Below are 26,898 nucleotides of genomic sequence, written 5' to 3'. Positions count from 1 at the left end.
TCATGGAGTTGTGGTGCCGGACGAAGTGCCCGAGTCAGGGCGCGACGGGCACCACAACTCCATGATCGACCAGACTGGGGCTAGACCCTTGTGGGTTCCTGCGCCGTTAGGTGGTCGCGGAGGCCTTCGCCTTCGATGTCGACGTTGGGCAGGGCGCGGTTCAGCCAGCGGGGCAGCCACCAGGCGCGGTCACCGAGCAGGGACATCACGGCCGGGACGATGGTCATGCGGACCACGAAGGCGTCGATCGCCACGCCGATGGCGAGCGCGAAGCCCATCGACTTGATCACCGGGTCGTCGAGGAAGACGAAGCCCCCGAACACCGACATCATGATCAGCGCGGCGGCGGTGACCACCCGGGCGCCGTGCCCCATGCCGCTGATCGTGGCCGCCCGGGCGCTCTCGCCGTGTACGAAGTCCTCCCGCATCCGGGACACCAGGAACACCTCGTAGTCCATGGCGAGCCCGAAGAGGATGCCGATGAGCAGGATCGGCAGGAAGCTGATCAGCGGGCCGGGCGTGTCCAGGCCGACCAGGTCGGCGAGGTGTCCCTGCTGGAACACCGCCACCGTGATGCCGAACGTGGCGGCGACGGTGAGCAGGAAGCCCAGCGCGGCCTTGACCGGCACCAGCAGCGAGCGGAACACCAGCATCAGCAGCAGGACCGACAGCCCGACCACCAGCAGCAGGTAGACCGGCAGCGCGTCGGAGAGCTTCTCGGAGACGTCGATGCCGATCGCGGTGACGCCGGTGAGCAGGACGTCCGCGCCGCGGATGCCGCTGACCGAGTCCCGGATGTCGTGCACCAGCGTCTCGGTGGCCTCGTCGGTCGGGCCGGTCTTGGGCACCACGCCGAGCAGCGCCGTCCGGCCGTCCGGGCTGAGCTGCGGCGGCGCCACCGCGAGGACGTTCTCGGTACGTTGCAGCAGCGCGGTGACCTGCGGTACGGCGGCTGCGGTCGCCTGGGCGTCGTCGCCGGCCACGACCACCGCGAGTCGGCCCGTGAAGCCCGGGCCGAAGCCCTCGACGGTCAGGTCGTTCGCCACCCGGGCGGGAGAGCCGACGGCGGCCGTCGCCGCGCCCGGCAACGCCAGCCGCATGTCGGGCGTGGGCAGCGCGAGCAGCCCCAGGCCGAGCAGCCCGACCAGGATGACGGGTACGCGGAAACGGGTGACGAACCGGGCCCAGCGGAAGCCGAACCGGGTGCGGTCCTCGGCCGGGGCCGACCGGTCGAGGTCCGCGTCGGTGGCCGGCGTGCCCTCGTTGGCGAGCGCCCGCAGCCGGCGGGGAGCACCCGACGGCCGGCGAAGCCGAGCAGCGCCGGCTGCAGGGTGATGGCGACGAGGACGGCCACGGTGACGGTGCCGGCGGCGGCGAGACCCATGACGGTGAGGAACGGGATGTCCACCACGGCCAGTCCGGCGAGCGCGATGACGACGGTGGCGCCCGCGAAGACCACCGCGGAGCCGGCGGTGCCGACGGCCCGGCCGACGGCCTCGTCCGGCGGCAGGCCGTCGAGCAGGTTCTGCCGGTGCCGGGACGTGATGAACAGCGAGTAGTCGATGCCCACGGCGAGGCCGAGCATCAGCGCGAGGATCGGCGCCGTGCTGGTCAACTCGATGACGCCGCTCAGCGCGAACAGGCCGGCCATGCCGACGCCCACGCCGATCAGCGCGTTGAGCATGGTCATGCCGGCGGCCACCAGCGAGCCGAACGTGATGATCAGGACGATCGCGGCGACCAGGACGCCGAGCGCCTCGGTCGAGCCGATCTCCGGCTCCCCGCCCAGCACCTCACCGCCCGGTGCGACCTGCCAGCCCTTGGCCTTGGCGGCCGCGCCGACCTCCTCGTACGCGGTCTTCTGCGCGTCGGTCACCTCGTCCGCCCCGGTGGCGAACTGGACCTGCACCAGCGCGTACCGGCCGTTGGGCGAGACGGCACCGACCTGGAGCGGGTTGACCGCGCCGACGACGCCGGGCAGCGTCCCGGCCTGCTGGACCAGCTCCTGCACCACGGCCTGGCCCTCCGGGGTGGCCAGTTGGCCGTCCCCGGGCGCCTTGAGCGTGATCGTGCCCGTGGCGCCGCTGGCCGCGGGGAACTGCTCGCTGAGCAGGTCCAGCGCGCGCTGGCTCTCGGTTCCGGGCATGGTGAAGTTGCTCGCCGTCGGGCCGCGCAGGGTCGCCGCGGCGAGGCCGGCACCGACGAGTACGACGAGCCAGAGCGCGACGACGAGCCGTCGCCGGCGCAACGCGCCCCGGCCGAGCCGGTAGAGCAGGGTGGCCATCAGGAGTCCTTGTCCTCGGTCGTGGGTGGTTGGGGCTGGGGTGTTCCGACGGGTTCGACGGCCCGCCGGGCGAGGGTGAGCAGGGCGGGACGCAGCTCGTCGTCGGGGATGTCGACGAACTCGGCGCACGCCTCGGAGATGCCGGCTAGCAGCACCAGCGCGGCGATCCGGGCACCGGGGCGGTCGGAGTGGCCGGCCAGCGCGTCGCGCAGCCGTTCGGAGATCTGCTGGATGTGGGCGAAGGCCGGCTGGCACAGCAGCTCCGGGAACTCGCCGCGCAGGACGGCGATCTCCCGCCGGAACCGGACCGCGAGGTCGACGAAACCGACCGCGGCGACGTCCTGGGCGGCCGCGCCGGTCAGGCCGCTGAGTTGGTCGTCGAGGTCGGTCAGCACCGTGATGGCCGGTGCCATCAGCTCGGCGAGCAGGGCTTCCTTGTTGGCGAAGTGGTACAGCACGGTGGCCTTGGAGCAGCCGACCTCGCGGGCGATGTCCTGCAACGAGGTGCCCCGGTAGCCGGTCACCGCGAACCGTCGCGCCGCCGCGGCCAGGATCTCGCCGTGCGTCTCGGACACCGCTCTCGCCATCACCGGTCCACCTCCGTGAACCAGCATGCCTGACCGATCGGTCAGACCCTGACCGATCGGTCAGACAAACCGGGTGGCGTTCCCCACACCCGGTTTCCTGTCTAGTCCGCGTGCTCCGCGTCGTACCTGGTCCGCGCCTCGGCGATCGCCCGGCGGTGCCGCTCGGCCCAACTCGTGAGGGCCACCAGCGACTCGTACAGCTCCAGCGCCATCGGGGTGGCCACGTACTCGACCTTGGGCGGCACGGTCGGATAGACGGTGCGGTGCAGCAGGCCGTCGCGTTCCAGGTTGCGCAGGGTCAGCGTGAGCATCCGGCGGCTGATGCCCTCGATGTGCCGTTCCAGCTCGGTGAAGCGCACCGGTCCGTGCGAGGCCGCCACCAGGATGCCGATGCTCCACTTGCCGCCGACCCGGTCGAGCACCTCGCGGACCGTGCAGGCGCGCGCCTGCCCCGGAGTGAAGGGCACGTTGCCGGGTGAGCAGGTCAGCTCGGCCTCCACCAGGGCGGACACATCGCTGTTCCTCTGGGACACGACAGTGCCTCCTTCCGCTCCCGCTCATGGTCACAGACGATGGCGTCGGTAACAAACCGTGCACCAAGGAGGATTCCGTGGCCCGAGCGACCCCGTCCCGCTGGCCGGCGTTGCTGGTGCTGTGCGCCGGCAGTCTCATGATCATCTTGGATGGCAGTGTCGTGTCGGTGGCTCTGCCCGCCGTGCAACGCGACCTGGGCTTCACCGCCGCCGGGCTGGCCTGGGTGGTCAACGCCTACCTGGTGGCGTTCGGCGGGCTGCTGCTGCTCGCCGGTCGCCTCGGTGACCTGCTCGGCCGACGTCGGGTCTTCCTGGCCGGCGTCGCGCTGTTCACCGTGGCCTCGGTGGCCTGCGCGGCGGCCGGCAATCCAGCCCTGCTCGTCGGCGCGCGGTTCGGCCAGGGCGTCGGCGGCGCGCTGGCCATGGCGGTCAGCCTCGGCATGATCGTCCGGCTCTACCCCGAGCCGGCCGAGCGGGCCCGCGCGATCGCCGTCTACAGCTTCACCGGGGCGGCCGGCGCATCCGTCGGCACGGTGGCCGGGGGAGTGCTGACCGAGTTGGCAGGCTGGCGCTCGATCTTCCTGGTGAACCTCCCGATCGGGGTGGCGATCCTGCTCGCCGCCGTCCGTCGGCTCCCCGCCGAGCGGGGCGTCGGTCTGCGGGCCGGCCTCGACGTGCCGGGCGCCCTGCTCGCCACCGCCGGCCTGATGGCGGCCGTGCTGGGCATCGTGGGTACGGGCGAGCACGGTTGGACCAGCCCGCGAACCCTCGGCGCGGTGGCGCTCGCCGCGCTGCTGCTCGGCGGCTTCGCGGTACGCCAGCGCGCGGCGTCCACCCCGCTGCTGCCGGCCCGGCTGCTGCGTGTGCCCGGCCTGCTCGCGGCGAACGGCGTGCAGTTCCTCATGGTGGCCGCGTTCTTCGGCTTCCAGTTCCTGCTCGCCGTGGAGATGCAACTGGTGCTCGGGCTGGACGCGGCGGCGACCGGCTGGGCGTTCCTGCCCACCCCCGTGGTGATCGCGGTGGTGTCGCTCGGCCTGGCGGGCCGACTGATCGCCCGTTGGGGCGCCCGAGCCGTGCTGGTGACCGGGCTCGGCCTGGCCGCCGTCGGTTTCCTGCTGCTGGCCCGGCTGTCCGCTGACGGGAGTTACGTCGGCGACGTACTCCCGGCGATGTTGATCTTCGGGGTGGCCGGCGGCCTGACCCTGCCGGCGGTCACCACGCTGGCCATGGCCGGCGCGACCGACGCCGACGCCGGGCTCGCCTCCGGTCTGGCCAACACGACCCAGCAGGTCGGGGGAGCGCTCGGCCTGGCGACGCTGGCGACCCTCGCGGCGGCCCGCAGCGACGGCCTGCGGGCCGCCGGTCAGGCCGAGGTGGCCGCGCTGGCCGGCGGTTACCGGGTCGCGTACGCGGTGGCCGCCGCCCTCGTGCTCGCCGCGCTGCTGCTGGCGCTGGTCACCGGGTCGCGGCCGGCCGCCGGGCGGTCCGGCGACGGCGGGCCTCGCGATCGTTCGGGGTCGAAGCGCCGCGTCCGGTTGACCGAGGACGCCGAGGCCGCGAGGGTGATCGGGTGAGTGAGGCTGACGAGACCCGCGACGGCGTGGCCCTGACCAATCTGGACCAGCCGCTGTCCGACCGTGACAACGCGACCAAGCGCGACCTCGTCGACTACCTCGACGCAGTCCGAGAGCCGATCATCGGGCAACTCCGGGACCGGCCGCTGTCGGTGATCCGGGTCCGCCCCGGCCAGCCGCCGTTCATGCAGAAGAACCTGCCCCGCTACACCCCGGACTGGGTACGCCGGACGCCGGTCTGGGCCGAGGCGTCGCACCGGGAGATCTCGTACGCCCTCTGCGACGACCGGCGGACCCTGCTCTGGTTCGCCAACCAGCGCGCGGTCGAGTACCACCCGACCCTGGCCACGGTTGCCGACCTGCACCGACCGACCCACCTGGTGCTCGACCTGGACCCGCCCGAGGGCGACGGGTTCCGGGCGGCGGTCGACGCGGCCCTGCTCGTCCGCCAGGCGCTCGCCGACGCCGGCCTGGTCGGAGCGGTCAAGACCAGCGGCGCCAAGGGCGTGCACGTCTTCGTCCCGGTCACGGGCGATGCCACCGCCGAGGAGCTGGCGGCCGCCACCAGGGCGCTCGCCGTCCGCGCCGAACGGCTCGACCCGGCGCTCGCCACCACGGCGTACATCCGCGAGGACCGGGGCGGGAAGGTGTTCGTGGACGCCACCCGCTCCGGCGGGGCGACGGTCGTCGCCGCGTACAGCCCGCGACTACGGCCCGGGATGCCAGTCTCCTTCCCGGTCGACTGGGCCGACCTGACCGAGGTGACCCCGGCGGATTTCACCATCCGGACGGTCCCGGCGCTGCTCGCCGGGACCGACCCGTGGCTCGCGCTGCTGCCGGAACCCCAGCAGATCCCCGCCGACCTGGTCACCGAGGGCCGCGCCATCCCGGTTGCCCGCGTCCAGGCCATGCACGAGGGCAAGCGCCGGGCCCGCGCCCGCCGCGAAACCACCTGACGGTACGCCCCGACGACCGCCCCACCCGCCGCCGCGCGGCTCGGGTCCGGCTCGGCCGTCCGGCGGGCCTTTCTTGTCGGGGTTCTGTGGCACGATTTTGCGGGTGACCAGCCGATCCACGGAGAGCCAGCGCCTCAGCGACCTCGCGCGGCTGCGTCGCGTCCGCGACCGCATCGACCGGGAGTACGCGCAGCCGCTGGACGTCGAGGCGCTCGCCCGGGGCGTCCACATGTCGGCGGGGCACCTCAGCCGGGAGTTCCGGCTCGCCTACGGTGAGTCCCCGTACAGCTATCTCATGACCCGGCGCGTCGAGCGCGCGATGGCCCTGCTGCGTCGTGGCGACATGAGCGTCACCGATGTATGTTTCGCGGTCGGCTGCTCGTCGCTCGGCACCTTCAGCACCCGCTTCACCGAACTGGTCGGTATGCCCCCCAGCACCTACCGCCGGGAGGCGGCGCTGTCGACCGCCGGGCTGCCGTCCTGTACGGCGAAGCAGGTCACCAGACCCATCAGGAATCGAGAAGCGCAGGTCACGCGGCCACCTCTAGCGTGACCGGGGCCCCGCCCACCCGAGCAGATGGAGAGACGATGAGCAAGGCCACGGACTCGCCCGCGGCACACGTCGCCGACCGCCACGACCTGATCCGGGTGCAGGGCGCTCGCGTCAACAACCTCAAGGACGTCACGGTCGAGCTGCCGAAACGTCGCCTCACGGTGTTCACCGGTGTCTCCGGCTCGGGCAAGAGCTCGCTGGTGTTCGGCACCATCGCCGCCGAGTCACAGCGGATGATCAACGAGACCTACAGCGCCTTCCTCCAGGGCTTCATGCCGACGCTGACCCGGCCCGAGGTCGACGTGCTGGCCGGGCTCACCACCGCGATCATCGTCGACCAGGAGCGGATGGGGGCCAACGCCCGCTCCACCGTCGGCACCGCCACCGACGCCAACGCGATGCTGCGCATCCTGTTCAGCCGGCTCGGGCAGCCGCACATCGGCTCGCCGAACGCCTTCTCCTTCAACGTCCCGTCGGTCCGGGCCAGTGGCGCGATCACCGTGGAGCGGGGCGCGGGCAAGACGAAGACCGAGAAGGCGACCTTCAACCGCCTGGGCGGCATGTGCCCGCGCTGCGAGGGGATGGGCGCGGTCACCGACTTCGACCTCTCCGCGCTGTACGACGACAGCAAGTCGCTCAACGAGGGCGCGATCACGATTCCCGGCTACAGCATGGAGGGCTGGTACGGCCGGATCTTCCGGGGCTGCGGCTACTTCGACCCGGACAAGCCCATCAGCAAGTACACGAAGCGGGAGTTGCAGGACCTGCTCCACCGGGAACCGACCAAGATCAAGGTTGAGGGCATCAACCTGACGTACTCGGGCCTGATCCCGCAGATCCAGAAGTCGTTCCTCGCCAAGGACATCGACACGTTGCAGCCGCACATCCGTGCCTTCGTGGACCGGGCGGTCACGTTCACGACCTGCCCCGACTGCGACGGCACCCGGCTCAGCGCCGAGGCCCGCTCGTCGAAGATCGCCGGCAAGAACATCGCCGATGTCTGCGCCATGCAGATCAGCGACCTCGCGGCCTGGATCCGGGGCGTCCAGGACCCGTCGGTCGCGCCGCTGCTCAGCGGGTTGCAACACCTCCTCGACTCCTTCGAGGAGATTGGGCTGGGCTATCTGTCGCTCGACCGCCCGTCCGGCACGCTCTCCGGTGGCGAGGCACAGCGCACCAAGATGATCCGCCACCTCGGGTCGTCGCTCACCGACGTCACGTACGTCTTCGACGAGCCGACGATCGGGCTGCACCCGCACGACATCGCCCGCATGAACGGCCTGCTGCTGCGCCTGCGCGACAAGGGCAACACCGTCCTGGTCGTGGAGCACAAGCCGGAGGCCATCGCCATCGCCGACCACGTCGTCGACCTCGGTCCGGGCGCCGGCACCGGCGGTGGTGAGGTGGTGTTCGAGGGCACCGTCGAGGGGCTGCGCGCCAGCGACACCCTGACCGGGCGGCACCTGGACGACCGGGCCGCGCTGAAGTCGTCGGTGCGTACACCGTCCGGCACGCTCGCCGTGCGGGGCGCGAACACCCACAACCTGCGGGACGTCGACGTCGACATCCCGCTCGGCGTGCTCGTGGTGGTTACCGGCGTGGCCGGTTCGGGCAAGAGCTCGCTCATCCACGGCTCGGTGTCCAGCACCGACGGTGTGGTGTCGGTCGACCAGAGCGCGATCCGCGGCTCCCGGCGGAGCAACCCCGCGACGTACACGGGTCTGCTCGAACCGATCCGCAAGGCGTTCGCCAAGGCCAACGGTGTGAAGCCCGCGCTGTTCAGCGCCAACTCCGAGGGTGCCTGCCCCGGCTGTAACGGCGCCGGCGTCATCTACACCGACCTGGGGATGATGGCCGGCGTCGCCGCCACCTGCGAGGAGTGCGAGGGGCGGCGTTTCCAGGCGTCCGTACTGGAGTACCGGTTCGGCGGCCGCGACATCAGCGAGGTGCTCGCCATGTCGGTGACCGAGGCGGAGGCGTTCTTCGGCACGGGCGAGGCGCGTACGCCGGCCGCGCACGCCATCCTCGACCGACTCGTCGACGTCGGGCTCGGCTACCTCAGCCTCGGCCAGCCGCTGACCACCCTGTCCGGCGGCGAGCGGCAGCGGCTCAAGCTGGCCACCCGGATGGCCGAGAAGGGCGGCATCTACGTCCTCGACGAGCCGACCACCGGCCTGCACCTCGCCGACGTGGAGCAACTGCTCGGCCTGCTGGACCGGCTCGTCGACTCCGGCACGTCGGTGATCGTCGTCGAGCACCACCAGGCCGTCATGGCGCACGCCGACTGGATCATCGACCTCGGCCCGGGCGCCGGCCACGACGGCGGCCGAATCGTCTTCGAGGGCACCCCGGCCGATCTCGTCGCCGCCCGCTCCACCCTCACCGGCGAGCACCTGGCGGCGTACGTCGGCACCTGAGCCTCGACGAAGGCGCCGACGGGCCTGTTGTCGTTTTGGTCCAAGACGACTGCCGGGGCCGCGATCTAGTGTGGACCCGGCAGCCCGCCCGAGCAGGAGGAGACGGCACAATGCGTGACCTGGTCTACACCGGTTTCATGTCGCTCGACGGCGTCGTGGATTCTCCCGGCGGCGGGCCGGGGGAGGAGCACCGCAGCGGCGGGTGGGTGTTCAAGGATCTCGAGTTCGTCCCGGAAGCCTGGTCGCTCAAGGGCGAGGAGCTCGCCGACACGACGGCGCTGATGTTCGGCCGCCGCAGCTACGAGGCGTTCGCGCCGGTCTGGCCCGGTTCGGAGGACCACGCCGCTTACAAGGACCTCCCCAAGTACGTGGTGTCGGCCACGCTGCCTGACGACGCCCTGGTCGGTGGGTGGGGGCCGACGACGATCCTGCGGTCGACCGAGGACGTCGCGGCGCTCAAGGCGGGCGAGGGCGGCGCGATCTTCATTCACGGCAGCGCGGAGCTGGCCCGGCGACTGTCCGACGCGGGCCTCATCGACCAGTACAACCTGTTGGTCTTCCCAGTGCTGCTCGGCGCCGGCAAGTGCCTGTTCGGCCGAGCCGACCGGGACAAGCACCTACTGACGCTACGGGAGTCGGAGAGCTACTCGAACGGCATCCTGAAACTGGTCTACGACGTCAGGCGCTGATCGAGGTCGAGGGCGATCGGGCCGCCGACGCCCGCGCGCAACAGCCCGACGGTCCGTCCGACGTAGGCGCGGAGTGCCCTCGCCAGGTGCGGCTCGTCGTAGTAGGCGAGCTTGGCGACGACATCCGCAGTCGGGTGGCCGGCGGCCAGCAGCTCGGCCGCCGTACGGGCACGTTCGATCTGCCGGACCGCGCCCCGCGACAGCCCGGTCGCGGCGCGAAACCGGCGTTCGACCGTGCGCTCCGAGGCGGCCGGGCGGTTACCACGCAGCACGTCGACGACGAGCAGGTCCCGGACCACCGTTCCGGCCCGGACGAGCCTGTCGACCAGGGCCTCGACGTCGTCGGGGCCTGGCGTCTCCCAGCGTGCGCCGTCCAGCCGGAACCTCCGGTGGGTGGTGTCGGGGAGCCCGATGCCGCCATCGACGAGTGTGGGCGCGGGCACGGTCCGCAACGAGGTGCCCACCGCGAACTCGATGCCGGTAGAGGTCGCGTGTCGACACAGCTAAACGGGGGAGTGCCGCCGAACCAGGTAGCCGACTGGGCCGGACAGTCAGTGGAGGTGCTGCTCAGGATCTACGCCAAGTGCCTAGACGGCGGTGAGGCTGCTCTCCGGCAACGCGTCGAACGAGCGTTCGGCCACGGCTGACCCGTGCCGAACTTCGGCACGCAGGACTGCGATGGCCGGCCGCTTGCGTGCGGCCGATTGCGCGACGTATAGCCGATGCTAACAAGCCGAGAGCCGCCTACTGGTACTCGATTCGGGCGGGTCCATCCGTCCACCCTGATTGCTGAGGTGACTGGACGACGCGCGGTTGGACGCGTCGTCCAGTACCACCTTGTGAGTTGCCAGCCGTCAGGTAGGGATCATTGCCAACGGTGTGACCGTGCGTAGTAGTTAACGTTGCTGCTTTTCAGGCCTTGCGCAAGATAATGTTGAGCATTCACATAATTCGCGCCTTGGTAGAGTGTGACGCCACTGTAGGCCGGGCTGGTCCCGCGGTTGTAGACCGAGCGCACTGGCCAATTGAGAGACCAGGAGCAGGTGATACCGCTGCGCCAGTCGACATCGGCGTCACTCCAAAGGCAGCGCGCGCCCGTTCCACCCGTGCCGTCCCAGACGCAGAGGTTTCCGGAGGGGCAATCCCAAGCTGCCAGGGCTGCTGCCGGCTGCGGGGTGGCGGCTTGAGCGGCTACGGGTGGCGCGACGGCCATGCCTAGCGCTATAAAGCCCAAAACGGCAATGGCTCTTCGGATGATCCTCATATGCGCTCCCCGTTCGTTGTGCCCGCACTCGATTTTCCGGCGATCTCAAGCTGAAGATGCTGCGAAGTTGTCGGTACTTCTGGACCTTCATCATTGATTAGCGCGGCATATCGAGATATGGAAGTTAACAAGATCCTATCAACGGTATTTTGATGTGTCAAGGACTGGAGAGGAGGTAGCAAGGCGCTCCCGTGCCCACTTCTGTCGGTTAATCTAAGCCTCACTCTTTTAAAGGTGGGCCAGCGGGCAATCGTGGTGGGTATCTCAGTACACCTTCCCAAGTGTCGGCGCGCCGGGTATTCGGCGAAGCTGCCGCACACCGAGCCGTCGATGTTGAGCAGCGCCGCGCCTACCTCGCCGAGCAGCCGCCCGAGGTAGGCGTTCATCCGTCGTGCCGGAAGGTGACGGTCGGCCATGCCGAGTCGAACCACGCTGGCCCCTTAACGGCCGGCGATACATGCGCCGTGTTGACCTGGTTCAACGGGGGAGTCTTGCCGACCCAGGTAGCCGGCTGGGCCGGGCAGTCGGTGGAGGGGGTGCTGCTCAGCATCTACGCCAAGTGCCTAGACGGCGGTGAGGCTGCTCTCCGGCGACGCGTCGACCGAGCATTTCGGCCACGACTGACCGAGCGGCCGAACTTTGGCACGGATATGGCACAGACGCCCGCCACGCGCCGCTGACGGCCGAACACAGCCAGACACACGAGTAAGGCCCTTGACCGGGTTTCCCCTGTTCAAGGGCCTTTTCGTGCTGGTCATTGATGGTGCCCCCGGCAGGATTCGAACCTGCGCCCCCGCCTCCGGAGGGCGGTGCTCTATCCCCTGAGCTACGGGGGCTCAGCGACTGGAGAAGACTAGCAAACCTCCTGGGCGTACGCCGAATCGGTATCGGGTGGGCCGATCGTGTCGGCGACCGGCCCACCCGGTACTCAGGCCGCGACCGCCCGTCCACAACTGGGCAGCGGGTGCAGGACGATCCGCCGGGGCAGCCGACGCGGCCACTCGTTGCGGGGCCAGGACCCGTCCACGATCAGGTGCACGGTGCGCTGTTCCTCGCCACTGAGTCGCAGGACGAAGTCGCGGGGGAGCGGCGGGTCGACCGTCGGCGTCGTGATCATGAAGCGCACCCGGCCCCGGGACGACACGGCGGAGATCACGTCGGCGGCCGGCATCGTGCCGCGCAGCCGTACCCGCCCGATCCAATACACCTCGGCGAGGTGCTCCTGGGCGGTCCGGGTGATCGCCGGGTACTCGCTGCGGACCCACCGTTCGACCGCGCTGACGCAGAGCCCACAGGCCCGCTCGCGCGGCTCGCGGGGACCCAACCCCCAGGCCCGCAGGTACGCCCCGACGGCGCCCACGTCCAGCGGTAGGTCGAACCGGCGCTGGATGAGCGTGGTGAGGCTCTGCCGCGTCCACAGCTCCTCGTCCAGGCCGAACTCGTCGGGGTGGACGCCCCGGAGTGTGTCGATCAGTTCGAGTTCCTGCTCGCGGCTGAGCATTCCCGGCTCGCCCTGCCGCTGTCCGCGACGGACGGCTGCCACCGCCCCGTCACCGCCGATGGTGTGGCGTCGGCACCAACTGGTGACCGAGCGCCGTGCGTCTCTGAGTGCAACCCCCACGTCTTGGGCAACGAGCCCGAATCACAACTGGTCACGATATGTGCGGAGAAAACTCTCTAAGCAACGTAATCGCCCGTCCAACGTAAAACGCCCATAAGGGGTGAAGTAGGTATGATCAGGGCACAGTGGCCCGTGGATCGGTCCGGCGGGCCCGTGCCGACCGGCTGCTATCCGGGCTGGCCTGCTGCCAGTTCGCCGATGTGGCGCTGTCCAGGCGGCCGGAAACCGCCACCTCGGCGAACTGGTGTGGATCACGCAGGCGTCGGCGAAGTTGGCCTCACGATCGACTCGGGTTCCTGGATGTCGGGGTGTCCGGGTCGCGCCGACACCGCGCCTTGCAGGAACCCGAGTCGATCAGCGGAGCGGCGCCCGCCGCGCCCCGAGGCCGCGCCCCTGAGTCGTGCCCTGCCCCAACCTCGTGCCCCGCCCCAAGGCCGTGCCGTGCCCTGCGGGCCGTGCCCCGTCCCGCCCGGGGCCGGGCCGTGCCCCGTCCCGCCCGGGGGCCGGGCCGCGTTCTGTGCCCCTCCCGGGAGGCCGTGCCGTGCCCCGGGGGCGCGGGCCGAATATGCGCGGGCCCGCGTCCCGCCTCGGTGCGGCGGTGACGCGGGCCCGGTGCGCCCGTGGAGTGGATCAGCCCTTGGCCTGCGCCTGGAGCTGCCGGAGGTTGTTCAGCTCGGACTGCTGGGTGGACTTCATGGTCTCCGCCACGCGTACCACCTCGGCGTTGTCGGTCTCGGCGAGCGCCGCGTCGATCATGTGGATTCCGCCCAGGTGGTGGTTGTACATGAGGGTCAGGAACTGCCGGTCGACCTCGATGCCCTTGGCGTCGCGCAGGGCGGCCATCTGCTGCGGCGTGGCCATGCCCGGCATCAGCCCGTCCTTGACGGCCGCGCCGTCGGACATCCACGACATCGGCGGCTGCGAGCCGGTCGGGCTCAGCCCCCACTCGCGTAGCCAGGTCTGCATGGCGCCGATCTCACCCTGCTGGCCGGTGGCGATGTCGACGGCGATCTGGCGGACCTCGGGCAGCGTCGCCGACCGGTACGCGATCAGGCTCATCTCCACGGCCTGGGTGTGGTGGGTCGTCATGTCCCGGGCGAAACCCGCCTCGACCGAGGCGTCACCGGGGCGGGTGAGTCGGGGGGTGAGCAGACCGCCGGCGTACCCGAGCAGCAGCCCCACCACCAGCAGGGCGGCCAACGCGAGCACCCCGTAGCGCCGTGCCGGCGCCCGACCGTCCTCGTCCGGGGCGGCCTGGGTCTCGTCGTACTCGCTGTCCGTGGTGGTGGGGGCTGTCATCGCGGTCCTTACTGGGTGGGCGGCTGCTGCTGGAGCTCACGCGGCGTGGTGCCGGTGGCGGTGACGCCCTGGTTGCAGAGCGCCGTGGGGCCCTCGACCGAGGCGTTCACCCGCAGGTCCTTGATGAACTCGTCGATCCGCTTGTCGTCGGCGTTGTCGAGCTTGAGCTGGTAGCCCCACGCCTGGAGCGAGATCGGCTTGTCCAGGCCCTCGTACGGGCTCATCAGCATCTTCTCGACGCCACGCACCTTGCCGGCGAGCTTGTCGACCTGGTCCTTGGGCAGGTCCGGGCGGTAGGTGATCCACACCGCGCCGTGCTCCAGGCTGTGTACGGCGTGCTCGCTGGCGATCGGGGCGTCGTAGACGTCACCCATGCAGTTCTGCCAGGCCGCGTTGTGCACGCCACCGACCGGCGGCGAGTACTTGTAGGTCAGCGGGCCGGACTTGTGCGACTCGTACTCGAGGCTCGTCTTGTCGGTCTTGCGGATGTTGACGATGCCGTCGATGGCGTTGGCCCGCTTGTCCCACGGCTTGGAGCCCTGGAACGCCGCCCACGCGCCGTAGCCGATGATGCCGGCGGCGAGCACGCCCACCGCGACGAAGAGCGCGATGGGACCCCACGCCCGGCCCTGGCTCACCTTGACCGGGGCGACCGGCTTGCGCGGGCCCTTGCCACCGGCCCGGGGGGTGCCCGTCGGCTTGCCGGAACCGGCCTTGGCGCCGGACGCCGGCCGGCCCGCGGCCGGCTTCTTGCCGGTGCTGACCACGGTCGGGCGGCGCTCTGGGCCACCCGGGGTGCTGATGCTCATCGTGCCTCGTCAAGTCGGTCGGTCAGGGGAGATGGCGGGCCGGTTGACGCGCAGGGTAGCCGCCGAGTGCCCGAGTCTACCCCCGATAACATGGTTGGGTGACTCCTGCAGAACTCGCCTCGGTCGTCCTCACCGCCGCCCACGCCGTCTTCACCGGCCGTGGCCTGGATCACGCCGCGCTGCCGGAGCGCACGGTGGTGGAGCGACCGCGCAACCCCGAGCACGGCGACTACGCCTCCACGCTCGCTCTGCAGTTGAGCAAGAAGGTGGGCGTCCCGCCGCGTGAGCTGGCCAGCGCCCTCGCCGACGAGCTCGGTCGGGCGCCCGGAATCAAGTCGGTGGAGATCGCCGGGCCGGGCTTTCTCAACATCCGACTGGACGCCGCCGCCGCCGGTCAGCTCGCCCGGGTGATCGTCGAGGCCGGCGCGGAGTACGGCCGCAGCGACCGGCTCGCGGGCGAGAAGATCAACCTGGAGTTCGTGTCGGCCAACCCCACCGGCCCCGTGCACATCGGCGGCGTCCGCTGGGCGGCCGTCGGCGACGCGCTGAGCCGGCTGCTGCGGGCCACCGGCGCCGACGTCGGCACGGAGTACTACTTCAACGACGCCGGGTCGCAGATCGACCGGTTCGCCCAGTCGCTGCTGGCCGCCGCGAAGGGCGAGGCCGTGCCGGAGAACGGCTACGGCGGCGCGTACATCGCGGAGATCGCCGGCGAGGTGCGGGCCCGCCGGCCCGACGTGCTCGACCTGGACGACGCAGCCGCCCAGGAGGTGTTCCGCGTCGAGGGTGTCGCGCTGATGTTCGACGAGATCCGCTCGTCGCTGCGGGACTTCGGCGTGGAGTTCGACACCTACTTCAACGAGAAGGACCTGCACGACCGGGGCGAGCTGGACCTCGCGCTGGCGCGGCTGCGCGAGCAGGGCCACCTGTACGAGTCCGAGGGCGCGACCTGGTTGCGGACCACCGACTTCGGTGACGACAAGGACCGGGTGCTGCGCAAGTCCAACGGCGAGTGGACGTACTTCGCCGCGGACTGCGCCTACTACCTGGACAAGCGGGAGCGCGGCTTCGAGCGGGTCGTGATCATGCTGGGCGCCGACCACCACGGCTACATCGGCCGGATGAAGGCGATGGCGGCCTGCTTCGGCGACGACCCGGAGCGCAACCTGGAGATCCTCATCGGGCAGCTGGTCAACCTGCTGCGCGACGGCGCCCCGATGCGGATGAGCAAGCGCGCCGGCACGGTGATCACCCTGGAGGACCTGGTCGAGGCGATCGGCGTGGACGCCTCGCGGTACGCGCTGGCCCGCTACTCCAGCGATTCCCCGATCGACATCGACATCGAGCTGTGGACGCGGGCGACCCGCGACAACCCGGTCTACTACGTGCAGTACGTGGCCGCGCGGACGGCGGGCGTGGCCCGCAACGCCGCCGAGGTGGGCCTGGTTCCGGGCGACGCCGACGCGTTCCGCCCCGAGCTGCTCGAGCACGAGAAGGAGAACGAGCTGCTCAAGGCGCTCGCCGAGTTCCCGGCGGTGGTGGCCACGGCCGCCGAGCTGCGTGAGCCGCACCGGGTGGCCCGCTACCTGGAGGAGAACGTCGCCGCCTCCTACCACCGGTTCTACGACAACTGCCGGGTGCTGCCGTTGGGCGACGAGGAGGTCACCGACCTGCACCGCGCCCGGCTGTGGCTCAACAACGCCACCCGCACGGTGATCGCCAACGGTCTGCGCCTGCTCGGCGTCTCCGCCCCCGAGAGGATGTGACATGCGGGCTCACGAGGCCGGCGCGCTGCACGCCGACATCAGCAACCAGGGGCCGGCCTGGCTGCGTACCCCGGTCGACGTCAACGCCCTCGTGCCGGCGCTGTGGCCGCGGTCGGTGACGCGCGGCGCGGACGGCGCGGTCGCCGTCGCGGGCCTGAGCGTCCGCGACATCGCGGCCGAGTTCGGGACCCCGGTGTACGTCCTCGACGAGGCCGACCTGCGCTCGCGCTGCCGCGACTTCCGGGCGGCCTTCCCGACCGAGGACGTCTACTACGCGGGCAAGGCGTTCCTCTGCCGGGCGGTGGTCCGGATGATCGCCGAGGAGGGGCTGCACCTGGACGTCTGCACCGGCGGCGAGCTGGCCACCGCGCTGTCGGCCGGGATGCCGCCGGAGCGCATCGGCTTCCACGGCAACAACAAGTCGGTCGCCGAGCTGGGCCGGGCGCTCGACGCCGGGGTCGGCCGCATCATCGTCGACTCGTTCACCGAGATCGACCGGCTGACCGCGCTGGCCCGCGAGCGCGGCGTCCGGCCCCGGGTGCTGGTCCGGGTGACGGTCGGCGTCGAGGCGCACACCCACGAGTTCATCGCGACCGCCCACGAGGACCAGAAGTTCGGCTTCTCCCTGGCCGGGGGAGCGGCGGCCAACGCCGCGTTCAAGATCCTCGACGAGGACGTGCTGGAGCTGCGCGGCCTGCACTCGCACATCGGGTCGCAGATCTTCGACGCCAGCGGCTTCGAGGTGTCGGCCCGTCGGGTGCTCGCCCTGCAGGCGCAGATCCGTGACGCCCGGGGGGTGGAGCTTCCCGAGCTGGACCTGGGCGGCGGCTTCGGTATCGCGTACACCACCCAGGACGACCCGGCGGCCCCGCAGGACCTGGCCAAGCGGCTGCGCAAGATCGTCGACTCGGAGTGCGCGGCCGAGAACCTGGCCGTCCCGCACCTGTCGATCGAGCCGGGCCGGGCCATCGTCGGGCCGGCCGTGTTCACCCTCTACGAGGTCGGCACGGTCAAGGACCTCGACGGCATCCGGACGTACGTGAGCGTGGACGGCGGGATGAGCGACAACATCCGTACCGCCCTCTACGACGCCTCGTACTCGGCGACCCTGGCCTCGCGCGCCTCGGACGCGGCGCCGTTGCTCGCCCGCGTGGTGGGAAAGCACTGTGAGTCCGGGGACATCGTGGTGAAGGATGAATTCCTGCCCGCCGACGTGCAGCCCGGAGATCTTGTCGCGGTGCCCGGCACCGGCGCGTACTGCCGGAGCATGGCCAGCAACTACAACCATGTGCCCCGGCCGCCGGTCGTCGCGGTACGTGACGGCCAGGCGCGCCTGATCGTCCGGCGGGAGACCGAAGAGGACCTGCTGGCATTGGATGTGGGATGACGTCACCTGTGCGCTTGGCTCTGCTCGGCTGCGGCACGGTCGGCCAGGAGGTGGTCCGGCTGCTGCACGAGCAGTCGGCCGACCTGGCCGCCCGCATCGGCGCTCCACTGGAGATCGCCGGCATCGCCGTCCGCCGACTCGGCCGCGACCGCGGTGACCTGCCGATCGACGAGAGCCTGTTCACCACCGACGCGCTCGGGCTGATCAAGCGCGACGACGTGGACGTGGTCATCGAGGTGGTCGGCGGGATCGAGCCGGCCCGCAGTTGGCTGGTCGAGGCGCTGCGCGCCGGCAAGAGCGTGGTCACCGCCAACAAGGCGCTGCTCGCCGAGGACGGCGTCGCGCTGCACGAGGCGGCCGCCGAGGGCGGCGGGGACCTCTACTACGAGGCGTCCGTGGCCGGCGCCATCCCGTTGCTGCGCCCGCTGCGCGAGTCGCTGCACGGCGACCGGATCAACCGGGTCACCGGCATCGTCAACGGCACCACCAACTTCATCCTCTCCGCGATGGACGCCACCGGCGCCGGCTTCGCCGAGGCCCTGGAAGAGGCCACCGAGCTGGGGTACGCCGAGGCCGACCCCACCGCCGACGTGGAGGGCTTCGACGCCGCGGCGAAGGCCGCGATCCTCGCCTCGCTGGCGTTCCACACCCGGGTCGGCGCCGCCGACGTGCACCGCGAGGGCATCACCGAGGTGACCGCCGCGGACATGGCCAGCGCCCAGGCGATGGGCTGCACGATCAAGCTGCTCTGCATCGCGGCCCGGGGCGTCGACACGACCGGTCAGGAGACGGTCAGCGTCCGGGTGCACCCGGCGATGATCCCGCGTAGCCATCCGCTGGCCAGCGTCGGCGACGCGTTCAACGCGGTCTTCGTCGAGGCGGACGCGGCCGGGCAGCTCATGTTCTACGGCCGGGGCGCGGGCGGCGCGCCGACCGCCAGCGCGGTGCTCGGCGACGTGGTGGCGGTGTCCCGCAACCGGCTCGCCGGTGTCCGCGCGGCCAGCGAGAGCGCGTACGCCGACCTGTCGGTGCGGCCGATGGGCGAGGCGCTGACCCGCTACCACGTCAGCCTGGACGTGGCCGACCGCTCGGGTGTGCTGGCCGCCGTGGCGAGCGTGTTCGCCCGGCACGACGTGTCGATCGCGACCGTGCGCCAGGGCTCGGCCGGTGGCGCTCCCGGCCGCGACGGCGACGCCGAGCTGGTCATCGTCACCCACGTGGCACCGGACGCCGCGCTCGCCGCGACCGTCGGCGAGCTGCGCGGTCTGGACATCGTCCGGTCGGTGACGAGTGTGCTGCGGGTCGAGGGTGGCGCCTGAGTCGTTGGACCATCAGGGCGGCTCGGGCGTCCCGCCAGGTGGGTAACCCGGGGTGTGCCATCGATGGCTGCGGCAGGGTGGTCCAGGGTGACCTGGTGCTCGGGTCGGAGCTGCGGTAAAGCGAGGAGATTGACATGTGGCGGGGTCTGATCGAGGCGTACCGGGATCGGCTGCCCGTCACCGCGGCCACGCCGGTCGTCACGTTGCACGAGGGGAACACCCCGCTGCTGCCGGCGCCCGTGCTCTCGGCCCGGCTGGGTTGTGACGTCTACCTGAAGGTGGAGGGGGCCAATCCGACCGGCTCCTTCAAGGACCGGGGGATGACCCTCGCGGTGTCGAAGGCGGTCGAGGCCGGCAACAAGGCGATCATCTGCGCCTCCACCGGCAACACCAGCGCCTCCGCCGCGGCGTACGCGGCCCGGGCCGGACTGACCTGCGCGGTGCTGGTGCCGCAGGGCAAGATCGCGCTGGGCAAGCTGGCCCAGGCGCTGGTGCACGGTGCGAAGCTGCTCCAGGTCAGCGGCAACTTCGACGACTGCCTGGCGCTCGCCGCCAAGCTCGCCCAGGACCACCCGGTCGCGCTGGTCAACTCGGTCAACATCGACCGCCTGCACGGGCAGAAGACGGCCGCGTTCGAGATCGTCGAGGCGCTCGGCGACGCGCCGGACATCCACTGCCTGCCGGTCGGCAACGCGGGCAACATCTCCGCGTACTGGATGGGGTATTCGGAGGAGCAGGCCGCCGGCGTCACCACCCGCGCGCCCAAGATGTACGGCTTCCAGGCGTCCGGCGCGGCGCCGATCGTGACCGGCCAGGTGGTGCCGGAGCCGTCCACCATCGCCACCGCGATCCGGATCGGCAACCCGGCGAGCTGGACGAAGGCGCTCGACGCCCGGGAAGCCTCCGGCGGCCTCATCGCGGCGGTGACCGACCGGGAGATCCTGTCGGCGTACCGGCTGCTCGCCCGTGAGGTGGGCGTGTTCGTCGAGCTGGGCAGCGCGGCCAGCGTGGCCGGCCTGCTCCAGCAGGCTGCGGCGGGCGCGGTGCCGGCCGGTTCGACGGTGGTCTGCACGGTGACCGGTCACGGTCTGAAGGACCCCGAGTGGGCGATCTCCACCGCGCCCGCCCCGCTCACCATCGGCAACGATCCGTTGGCCGCGGCCCGGGCCCTCGACCTGGCCTGAGAGCGTCGCCGCCGCCGGCGGTGGGCCGCCCCCGGGGGCGGCGGGGGTTCCGGTGATCGAGTCCGGCACACTTTCAGGTATCCCCGCCCGCATTCTCTTTCAGGAGTGAGCCAGGCCGATGTCGCTGCTCGCCAGATTCAGCCTCGCCAACCGAGGGCTGGTTGCCCTCATCGCGGTGGTGACCACGGCGTTCGGAGCGTTCGCCGTGCCGTCGCTGAAGCAGCAACTGCTGCCGTCGCTCGAGTTCCCGGCCGCGTTCATCGTGGCCGCCTACCCCGGCGCCGGACCCGAGATCGTCGAGTCGCAGGTGACCGAGCCGATCGAGAACGCCCTGCAGGGCATTCCGGGGCTGGACAAGGTCACCTCCACGTCCCGCGAGGGGTCGGCCACGGTCCAGGTCGAGTACGAGTTCGGCACCGACCTGGACGACGTGGTCAACAAGATGCAGACCGCGCTGAGCCGGATCGACGCCCAGTTGCCGGACAGCGTCGACCCGCAGGTCATCGCGGGCAGCACCGACGACCTGCCGGCGGTGGTGCTGGCCGCGGCCGGCGGCGCGGACGAGCGGGCGCTCGCCGAGAAGCTGCGCGCGACGGTGGTGCCGGAGCTGGAGGGCATCGAGGGCGTCCGTACGGTCGAGGTGACCGGCACCCGCGACGACGTCGTGGTGGTCACCCCGGACCCGGCGAAACTGGCCGCGGCGAAGCTCGCGCCGACCGCGATCGGCGCCGCCCTGAAGACCAACGGCGTCTCCATCCCGGCCGGCGCGGTGACCTCCGGGGGGCTGGCCCTGCCCGTGCAGGTCGGAACGCCGGTCGCCACCGTGGACGACCTACGCGGCATCGTCGTCGCGCCGGGCGCGGCGCCGGTGCGCCTCGGTGACGTGGCGACGGTCGAGCAGCAGCTCGCCCCGGCCACCGCGATCACCCGGACCAACGGCAAGGACAGCCTCGGTATCGCCGTCACCGCTTCGCCGGACGGCAACGCGGTGGAGATCTCCCACGAGATCCGCGACCGGCTGGCCGACCTGAAGAGCGCCTCCGGCGCGGACCTGACGGTGGTGTTCGACCAGGCGCCGTTCGTGGAGAAGTCGATCGAGTCGTTGACCACCGAGGGCCTGCTGGGCCTCGTGATGGCGGTCATCGTCATCCTGGTCTTCCTGCTGTCGGTGCGCTCGACCGTGGTCACCGCGGTCTCCATCCCGCTCTCCGTGCTGGTGGCGCTGATCGCCCTCTGGATCGGCGACTACTCGCTCAACCTGCTCACCCTCGGCGCGCTGACCATCGCGGTGGGCCGGGTGGTGGACGACTCGATTGTCGTGCTGGAAAACATCAAACGCCATCTGGAGTACGGCGAGGAGAAGCAGCACGCGATCATCACCGGCGTCCGTGAGGTGGCCGGCGCGGTGACCGCGTCCACCCTCACCACGGTCGCGGTGTTCGCCCCGATCGCGCTGGTCGGTGGGTTCGTGGGGCAGCTCTTCGCGCCGTTCGCGATCACCGTGACGGTGGCCCTGCTCGCCTCGCTGCTGGTCTCGCTGACGGTGATCCCGGTGCTGGCGTACTGGTTCCTCAAGCCGCGTGGCGGCACCGTCGACGACGAGGCGGTGCGTCGTGACGCGGAGGAGAAGGAGCTGCACAACCCGTTGCAGCGGGCGTACCTGCCGGTGATCGGCTTCGCCACCCGTAAGCGGTCGACCCGCTGGATCACCGTCGGGCTCGGCCTGCTGGTGCTCTTCGCCACCTTGGGGCTGGCGCAGAAGCTGGAGACGAACTTCCTGGACGACTCCGGCCAGGACACGCTCAGCTTCCGGCAGGAGCTGCCGGCCGGCAGCGGTCTGGCCGCCACCGACGCGGCGGCCAAGCAGGTCGAGGCGGTCCTCGGCCGGATCGACGGGGTCGAGACGTACCAGGTGACGGCCGGTGGCGGCGACAACCCATGGGCGGGCGGCGGCGGCAACAACGTCGCGAGCTGGTCGTTGGCGCTCGGCGGCGACAAGGACGCCAAGCAGGTACGCGAGGAGCTGCGCCGGGAGTTCGACAAGCTCGGCACCAGCGTGGGCGAGGTCAGCTTCGGGGGTGGCCAGGACGCGTCGACCAGTCAGCTGGAGGTGATCGTCCAGGCCAGCGACCCGGAGGCGCTGACCCGCGCCACCGAGGCGGCCCGTACGGCGATGGACGACGTCCCGGACGTCGAGGACGTCACCACGAGCCTCGCCGCGCGCGTGCCGCGGGTGGACGTGACCGTCGACCGGGTCGCGGCCGGTCGGGTCGGCCTCACCGAGGCCGCCGTGGGCCAGCTCGTGTCGCAGGCGTTCCGTGGCGCTCCGCTGGGTCAGGTGGCGCTCGACGGGCGTCAGCAGGACGTGGTGCTGCGGCTGAGCGCGACCGCTCCGGTGTCGGTGGAGGAGCTGCGTGCCCTTCCGGTCGGGCCGGTGAAGCTCGACGACATCGCGGACGTCACGCAGGCCGAGGGACCGCAGCAGGTGACCCGGATCGACGGTGAGCGCAGCGTCTCGGTGACCGGCGCGGCGACCGGTTCCAACCTGGGCGCTACCACGAAGGAGCTGCAGAAGCGGCTCGACGGCATCGACGTCCCGGGAGCGACCTTCACCATCGGTGGAGTCAGCGCCGACCAGTCGGACGCCTTCGGCGACCTGGGCCTGGCGGTGCTCGTCGCCATCGCGATCGTGTTCCTGATCATGGTGGCCACGTTCCGCAGCCTCACCCAGGCGTTGATCCTGCTGATCTCCATCCCGTTCGCGTCCACCGGCGCGATCGGTCTGCTGCTGATCACCGGTACGCCGCTGGGCGTGCCGGCGTTGATCGGTGTGCTGATGCTGGTCGGCATCGTGGTGACCAACGCGATCGTGCTGCTCGACCTGATCAACCAGTACCGGGCGCGGGGCATGGGAGTCCAGGAGGCGGTGGTCGAGGGCGGCCGGCGTCGGCTGCGACCGATCCTGATGACCGCGGTCGCGACGATCTTCGCGCTGCTGCCGATGGCCTTCGGGTTGACCGGCGAGGGCGGCTTCATCTCCCAGCCGCTGGCGGTCGTGGTGATCGGCGGCCTGCTCAGCTCGACGCTGCTGACGCTGGTCCTGGTGCCGACGCTCTACTCGATGGTGGAGCACACCAAGGAGTCGCTGCGGGAGCGGCGTCAACGGCGGCGCTCCGGCGACGCCGTGCCGAGCGGGCCGGAGACCGTCGAGCCGGACGGCCCGAACCAGGTGGCGGTGCCGACGGGCGCACCGGCGGCGGCGTCGGACGAGAGCGCGCAGCCGTCGGCGGCGCGCCCCGCGCCGTCCGGTGCGCTGGTGGATGGCACGGACCAGTTCGAGGTGCTGCGGCTGCCCCGTAGCCGCAGGTCGCCGCTGCCCCCGTCGGAGCCGACCGAGTAGTCGATCGACATCGCGGGCAGCGCCCCCGGCAGGCTTTCCTGTCGGGGGCGCTGCTCGTTGTGCGCACACCGATCGAACGACCTGACCTCAGCTTTGCGTCACTTCTTGCATACTCCTGGTAGATGTCGGCGGTGACGAGCGGGGCAGGCGGATGACCGAGGGCGCGCGCGGGTGGTCCCGGCGCGACCTGCTGCGCCGAAGCGCCCTGGTGGTGACCGGAGCGGCCGCCGGGGCGGGTGTCACGGACGTCTGGTTGTCCCACCGGCGGCTGCCGCTCGCCGGCGGCCCGGCCAGCGCCACCGTCGGCAACGGGGCGCAGGACGTCGGCGCAGGCGTCCTGCCGGTCGTCTGGTCGGGATCGACCACCCAGCGGCTGGTCGCGCTCACCTTCGACGACGGCCCGGCGCCACAGTGGACGCCCATGGTGCTGGACACCCTCGCCCAGCACCGGGTGCCCGCCACGTTCTTCCTGGTCGGCAGCCAGGTCCGTAAGCACCCCGATCTCGTACGCGACCGGCTCGGCGAGCACGAGGTCGGCAATCACAGTTGGGCGCACCGGGACCTCGCCCAGCTGGACGCCGCCGAGGCGTACGACGACCTGAGCCGCACCCACGACGTGATCACCGACGTGACGGGCCGGGCCCCCCGCCTGGTCCGCCCGCCGTACGGTCACCTGGGCGGGGCGGTGCTGCACGCGGCCGCCCGGTTGAACTACCGGCTGGTGCTCTGGTCGTCGCAGATGGTGGAGCGGGAGTTTCCCGACGACCCGGCCGGTCATGCCCGTCGGATCGTGGAAGGCGTCCGGCCCGGGACGATCCTGCTCGGGCACGACGTCGGTCAGCGGCGGCGGCTGGTCGCGCTGCGCGGCCTCCCCGACATGATTCGCGGGCTCCGGGAGCGCGGATACACCTTCGTCACCGTCTCGTCGCTGCTGGGAGCGGGTGTAGCCCCCACGCCCACCGGGTAGGGTGCCGGTCCGTGGCGTCCACCCTTTCGGTCCTTACCGGCAATCGGAGCTTCCGCAACCTCTTCCTCGCCGAGCTGGTGGTCTTCGGGGCCGACTGGTTCGTCATGGTGCCGCTGCTGGTGCTGCTGCCCCACCTGACGGGAAGCGGCGTCTGGGGCGCCCTGGTGCTGGCGGTGGACACCGGCATCGTGGCGCTGCTGCTGCCGTACACCGGCACCATCGCCGACCGGTTCGACCGGCGCAAGATCATGATTGTCGCGAACGTGGCCGCGCTGGCCGGTGTGTTGCTGCTGCTCGGTGTCCGCGACCGTGGCACGGCCTGGTTGGCGCTGGTGGCGATCGGGGCCGTCGCGGTCGCCAAGGCGTTCTACTCGCCCGCCGCGCAAGCCGCGCTGCCCAACGTGCTGGAGCCGCACGAGCTGGCCGCCGGGAACGCCGTGGCCGGCTCGGCCTGGGGCACCATGACGGTGGTGGGGGCCTCGCTGGGTGGAGTGCTCAGCTCGGCCGCCGGCCCGTACGCCTGCTTCTGGGTGGCGGCGGCGGGCCTGGCGGTTGCCGCGGGCCTCGCCACGCGGATCCGCCGGCCGTTGCAGGTGGCCCGCGACCCGTTGTTGCCGGCGCAGCGGACCTGGTCGGCGGTCCGCGAGGCGCTCGGCTACATCGGGCACCGACCTCGCGTGCTGGCGCTGGTGACGGTCAAGTCGGCGGTCGGCCTGGGCAACGGCGTGCTGACCGTGTTTCCGCTGCTCGCCGGCATGTACGGGGTCGGTTCGTTGGGTGCCGGTCTGCTCTTCGCGGTACGCGGCGCGGGTGCGTTGGTCGGGCCCATCCTGATGCGTCGGGTGTTGACCAACCGGGCCTGGCTGCTGCCCGGACTCGCGCTGTCCATGTCGCTCTACGGTCTGTCCTATGTGGGGGTGTCGATCGTCCGCTGGTTCCCGCTGGTGCTGCTGCTGGTGTTCGTGGCGCACTTCGCGGGCGGCAGCAACTGGGTGATGTCGAACTTCGCCCTCCAGGGCGAGGTGCCGGACCGGCTGCGCGGACGCGTGTTCGCCACCGACATGATGCTCGCGACACTGGCCATCTCGGTGAGTCAACTGGCGGTGGCCCTGGTCGTGGACGTGGTGGACGAGCGGGTGGTGCTGGCCGGCTGCGGGCTGGTCACCGTCGTGTACGCGGTCGGCTGGCGGATCGCCACCCGTCGTCTCTCGTTGACCGACCCGTCCGCCGAACCCGTCTCCGACGCTGCCGGATGACACCCGGCCGGTCCCACGGTGCGGGCGAGCGGCCGGATCGTCGGTGTCGGGTCCTAGCATGAGCGCGTGCCGACGAACTTCACCGCCGGGCCGGTCCGGGTCCGGGTTCCCGCGACGAGTGCCAACCTGGGTCCGGGCTTCGACGCGCTGGGGCTCGCCCTCGGGCTCTACGACGACCTGGCCGCCGAGGTGTCGTCGGGCGGGGTCCAGGTGACGGTGACCGGTCAGGGCGCCGGTGAGCTGCCGGCCGACGACCAGCACCTGGTGGTGCGGGCCATGCGTGCCACGTTCGACGTCCTCGGCGCGCAGCCCACGGGCCTGAGCGTGGAGTGCGTCAACCGGATACCGCAGGCGCGCGGCCTCGGCTCGTCGTCGGCTGCCATCGTGGCCGGGGTGCTGCTGGCCAGTGCCCTGGTCGCCGACGGCGAAGAGCGGCTTGACGAGCCCGCTCTCCTCCGGCTGGCCGCCGAGATCGAGGGCCATCCGGACAATGTCGCGCCGTGCCTGCTCGGCGGCTTCACGCTGGCCTGGACCGGGACGGACGGCGCTCGTGCGGTGTCCCTCCCGGTCGCCGACGCCGTACGACCGACTGTCTTCGTGCCCTCCGAGCGCGGCCTGACCGCGACCGCGCGGGCGGCCCTGCCGGCCACCGTGCCCCACGCCGACGCCGCGTTGAACGCGGGACGGGCGGCGTTGCTGGTGCACGCGCTCACCACGGACCCGGCGCTGCTGATGCCGGCCACCGTCGACCGGCTGCACCAGGATTACCGCGCGCCCGGGATGCCGGGCACGTCGTCGCTGGTCAGCGCGCTGCGAGAGGCGGGTGTGGCGGCTGTGGTCTCCGGGGCCGGGCCCAGCGTGCTGGCGTTCGGCGAGCCGCCAGCGGGCTTCGACGCGGGAACAGACTGGCAGATCTGGAAGTTACCGATAGACGTCAGCGGCGCACGGGTCGCCCGGGGTAGACTTGGACACGCCGAGCGGGACCCTGTTGCCGCAGGTCGGAAGAGTTGATTACGCTCTAGACCTAGCACAG

General features: G+C 71.4%; 19 protein-coding genes, 1 tRNA gene and 2 pseudogenes. 13 read left to right on the top strand and 9 right to left on the bottom strand.

Going from position 1 to position 26,898, the window contains the following annotated elements; genetic code table 11:
- Positions 1-80: 80 nt before the first annotated feature.
- From ACQP0N_RS27470 to ACQP0N_RS27460, 3 genes and pseudogenes are all read right to left on the bottom strand, one after another.
- A pseudogene (locus ACQP0N_RS27470) lies at positions 81-2,284 on the bottom strand (MMPL family transporter).
- Positions 2,284-2,871: a TetR/AcrR family transcriptional regulator gene (locus ACQP0N_RS27465; RefSeq protein WP_357133898.1), complete on the bottom strand. Its 588-nt coding sequence runs from the start codon at positions 2,869-2,871 to the stop codon at positions 2,284-2,286. The pseudogene ACQP0N_RS27470 and the gene ACQP0N_RS27465 overlap by 1 nt, the downstream one beginning before the upstream one ends.
- A 101-nt stretch (positions 2,872-2,972) precedes the next feature.
- Positions 2,973-3,359: a winged helix-turn-helix transcriptional regulator gene (locus tag ACQP0N_RS27460; protein ID WP_355052881.1), complete on the bottom strand. Its 387-nt coding sequence runs from the start codon at positions 3,357-3,359 to the stop codon at positions 2,973-2,975.
- Between the two features lie 122 nt (positions 3,360-3,481).
- On the opposite strand from ACQP0N_RS27460, the gene ACQP0N_RS27455 reads away from it, so the two are divergent.
- The 5 genes from ACQP0N_RS27455 to ACQP0N_RS27435 all read left to right on the top strand — a co-directional run bounded on the left by ACQP0N_RS27455 (position 3,482) and on the right by ACQP0N_RS27435 (position 9,593).
- Positions 3,482-4,978 carry an MFS transporter gene (locus ACQP0N_RS27455; protein WP_433115177.1) on the top strand — a complete coding sequence of 499 codons (1,497 nt, stop codon included), beginning with the start codon at positions 3,482-3,484 and terminating at the stop codon, positions 4,976-4,978.
- Complete coding sequence (locus tag ACQP0N_RS27450; RefSeq protein WP_433115175.1) at positions 4,975-5,934, top strand: DNA polymerase domain-containing protein; 960 nt, start codon at positions 4,975-4,977, stop codon at positions 5,932-5,934. The genes ACQP0N_RS27455 and ACQP0N_RS27450 overlap by 4 nt, the downstream gene beginning before the upstream one ends.
- A 103-nt stretch (positions 5,935-6,037) precedes the next feature.
- Entirely contained in the window at positions 6,038-6,487 is a 450-nt protein-coding gene (locus ACQP0N_RS27445) for a helix-turn-helix transcriptional regulator (protein ID WP_396804337.1), read from the top strand.
- 35 nt (positions 6,488-6,522) lie between these two features.
- A complete protein-coding gene (locus tag ACQP0N_RS27440; RefSeq protein WP_433115173.1) occupies positions 6,523-8,904 on the top strand; it encodes an ATP-binding cassette domain-containing protein in 2,382 nt (793 codons plus the stop codon).
- Between the two features lie 110 nt (positions 8,905-9,014).
- Positions 9,015-9,593 carry a dihydrofolate reductase family protein gene (locus ACQP0N_RS27435; protein ID WP_433115171.1) on the top strand — a complete coding sequence of 193 codons (579 nt, stop codon included), beginning with the start codon at positions 9,015-9,017 and terminating at the stop codon, positions 9,591-9,593.
- Here ACQP0N_RS27435 and ACQP0N_RS27430 read toward each other — a convergent pair.
- The 6 genes and pseudogenes from ACQP0N_RS27430 to ACQP0N_RS27405 form a co-directional block, all read right to left on the bottom strand.
- A pseudogene (locus ACQP0N_RS27430) lies at positions 9,575-10,084 on the bottom strand (helix-turn-helix domain-containing protein); the annotation flags it as partial. The gene ACQP0N_RS27435 and the pseudogene ACQP0N_RS27430 sit on opposite strands and share 19 nt — an antisense overlap.
- Before the next feature lie 374 nt (positions 10,085-10,458).
- Positions 10,459-10,806, bottom strand: coding sequence for a peptidase inhibitor family I36 protein (locus ACQP0N_RS27425; protein WP_433121851.1), 348 nt, complete (start codon positions 10,804-10,806; stop codon positions 10,459-10,461).
- Positions 10,807-11,618: 812 nt separating this feature from the next.
- A tRNA-Arg gene (locus ACQP0N_RS27420) sits at positions 11,619-11,693 on the bottom strand.
- A 92-nt stretch (positions 11,694-11,785) separates the two neighbouring features.
- Positions 11,786-12,478, bottom strand: coding sequence for a winged helix-turn-helix domain-containing protein (locus ACQP0N_RS27415; protein ID WP_355052838.1), 693 nt, complete (start codon positions 12,476-12,478; stop codon positions 11,786-11,788).
- A gap of 630 nt (positions 12,479-13,108) precedes the next feature.
- Entirely contained in the window at positions 13,109-13,777 is a 669-nt protein-coding gene (locus ACQP0N_RS27410; RefSeq protein WP_355052840.1) for a DUF305 domain-containing protein, read from the bottom strand.
- 8 nt (positions 13,778-13,785) lie between these two features.
- Positions 13,786-14,586 (bottom strand): DUF3105 domain-containing protein, encoded by an 801-nt coding sequence (locus ACQP0N_RS27405; RefSeq protein ID WP_433115169.1) that lies wholly within the window; start codon positions 14,584-14,586, stop codon positions 13,786-13,788.
- Between the two features lie 98 nt (positions 14,587-14,684).
- Here ACQP0N_RS27405 and argS point away from each other — a divergent pair, with 98 nt between their 5' ends.
- From argS to thrB, 8 genes are all read left to right on the top strand, one after another.
- Positions 14,685-16,352 carry an arginine--tRNA ligase gene (gene argS, locus ACQP0N_RS27400; protein ID WP_433115167.1) on the top strand — a complete coding sequence of 556 codons (1,668 nt, stop codon included), beginning with the start codon at positions 14,685-14,687 and terminating at the stop codon, positions 16,350-16,352.
- 1 nt (position 16,353) lies between these two features.
- On the top strand, positions 16,354-17,739 hold the full coding sequence (gene lysA, locus ACQP0N_RS27395) for a diaminopimelate decarboxylase (protein ID WP_433115165.1): 1,386 nt from the start codon (positions 16,354-16,356) through the stop codon (positions 17,737-17,739).
- Between the two features lie 8 nt (positions 17,740-17,747).
- Positions 17,748-19,058, top strand: a complete 1,311-nt coding sequence (locus tag ACQP0N_RS27390) for a homoserine dehydrogenase (RefSeq protein ID WP_433121849.1) — start codon at positions 17,748-17,750, stop codon at positions 19,056-19,058.
- Between the two features lie 134 nt (positions 19,059-19,192).
- Positions 19,193-20,242: a threonine synthase gene (thrC, locus tag ACQP0N_RS27385; protein WP_357398825.1), complete on the top strand. Its 1,050-nt coding sequence runs from the start codon at positions 19,193-19,195 to the stop codon at positions 20,240-20,242.
- Between the two features lie 118 nt (positions 20,243-20,360).
- Entirely contained in the window at positions 20,361-23,642 is a 3,282-nt protein-coding gene (locus ACQP0N_RS27380; protein ID WP_433115163.1) for an efflux RND transporter permease subunit, read from the top strand.
- A gap of 151 nt (positions 23,643-23,793) precedes the next feature.
- Positions 23,794-24,609, top strand: coding sequence for a polysaccharide deacetylase family protein (locus ACQP0N_RS27375; RefSeq protein WP_433115161.1), 816 nt, complete (start codon positions 23,794-23,796; stop codon positions 24,607-24,609).
- An 11-nt stretch (positions 24,610-24,620) separates the two neighbouring features.
- The gene (locus tag ACQP0N_RS27370; RefSeq protein ID WP_433115160.1) at positions 24,621-25,865 is read left to right on the top strand and encodes an MFS transporter; all 1,245 of its coding nucleotides are present in this window, start codon (positions 24,621-24,623) and stop codon (positions 25,863-25,865) included.
- A 66-nt stretch (positions 25,866-25,931) separates the two neighbouring features.
- Positions 25,932-26,876 carry a homoserine kinase gene (thrB, locus tag ACQP0N_RS27365; RefSeq protein WP_433115158.1) on the top strand — a complete coding sequence of 315 codons (945 nt, stop codon included), beginning with the start codon at positions 25,932-25,934 and terminating at the stop codon, positions 26,874-26,876.
- The last annotated feature ends 22 nt before the right edge of the window (positions 26,877-26,898 follow it).

Origin of the sequence: Micromonospora sp. CA-246542 (genome assembly GCF_050942905.1) — a bacterium.
Classification (GTDB): domain Bacteria; phylum Actinomycetota; class Actinomycetes; order Mycobacteriales; family Micromonosporaceae; genus Micromonospora.
Note: the sequence above shows the minus strand (reverse complement) of the source record. Positions and strands in the feature narration are given on the sequence as shown.

Coding starts and splice junctions, on each gene's coding strand:
- ACQP0N_RS27465 (WP_357133898.1), bottom strand. CDS start 2,871: ATGGCGAGAGCGGTGTCCGAGACGCACGGCGAGATCCTGGCCGCGGCG.
- ACQP0N_RS27440 (WP_433115173.1), top strand. CDS start 6,523: ATGAGCAAGGCCACGGACTCGCCCGCGGCACACGTCGCCGACCGCCAC.
- ACQP0N_RS27435 (WP_433115171.1), top strand. CDS start 9,015: ATGCGTGACCTGGTCTACACCGGTTTCATGTCGCTCGACGGCGTCGTG.
- ACQP0N_RS27425 (WP_433121851.1), bottom strand. CDS start 10,806: ATGGCCGTCGCGCCACCCGTAGCCGCTCAAGCCGCCACCCCGCAGCCG.
- ACQP0N_RS27410 (WP_355052840.1), bottom strand. CDS start 13,777: ATGACAGCCCCCACCACCACGGACAGCGAGTACGACGAGACCCAGGCC.
- ACQP0N_RS27405 (WP_433115169.1), bottom strand. CDS start 14,586: ATGAGCATCAGCACCCCGGGTGGCCCAGAGCGCCGCCCGACCGTGGTC.
- lysA (WP_433115165.1), top strand. CDS start 16,354: ATGCGGGCTCACGAGGCCGGCGCGCTGCACGCCGACATCAGCAACCAG.
- thrC (WP_357398825.1), top strand. CDS start 19,193: ATGTGGCGGGGTCTGATCGAGGCGTACCGGGATCGGCTGCCCGTCACC.
- ACQP0N_RS27380 (WP_433115163.1), top strand. CDS start 20,361: ATGTCGCTGCTCGCCAGATTCAGCCTCGCCAACCGAGGGCTGGTTGCC.
- ACQP0N_RS27375 (WP_433115161.1), top strand. CDS start 23,794: ATGACCGAGGGCGCGCGCGGGTGGTCCCGGCGCGACCTGCTGCGCCGA.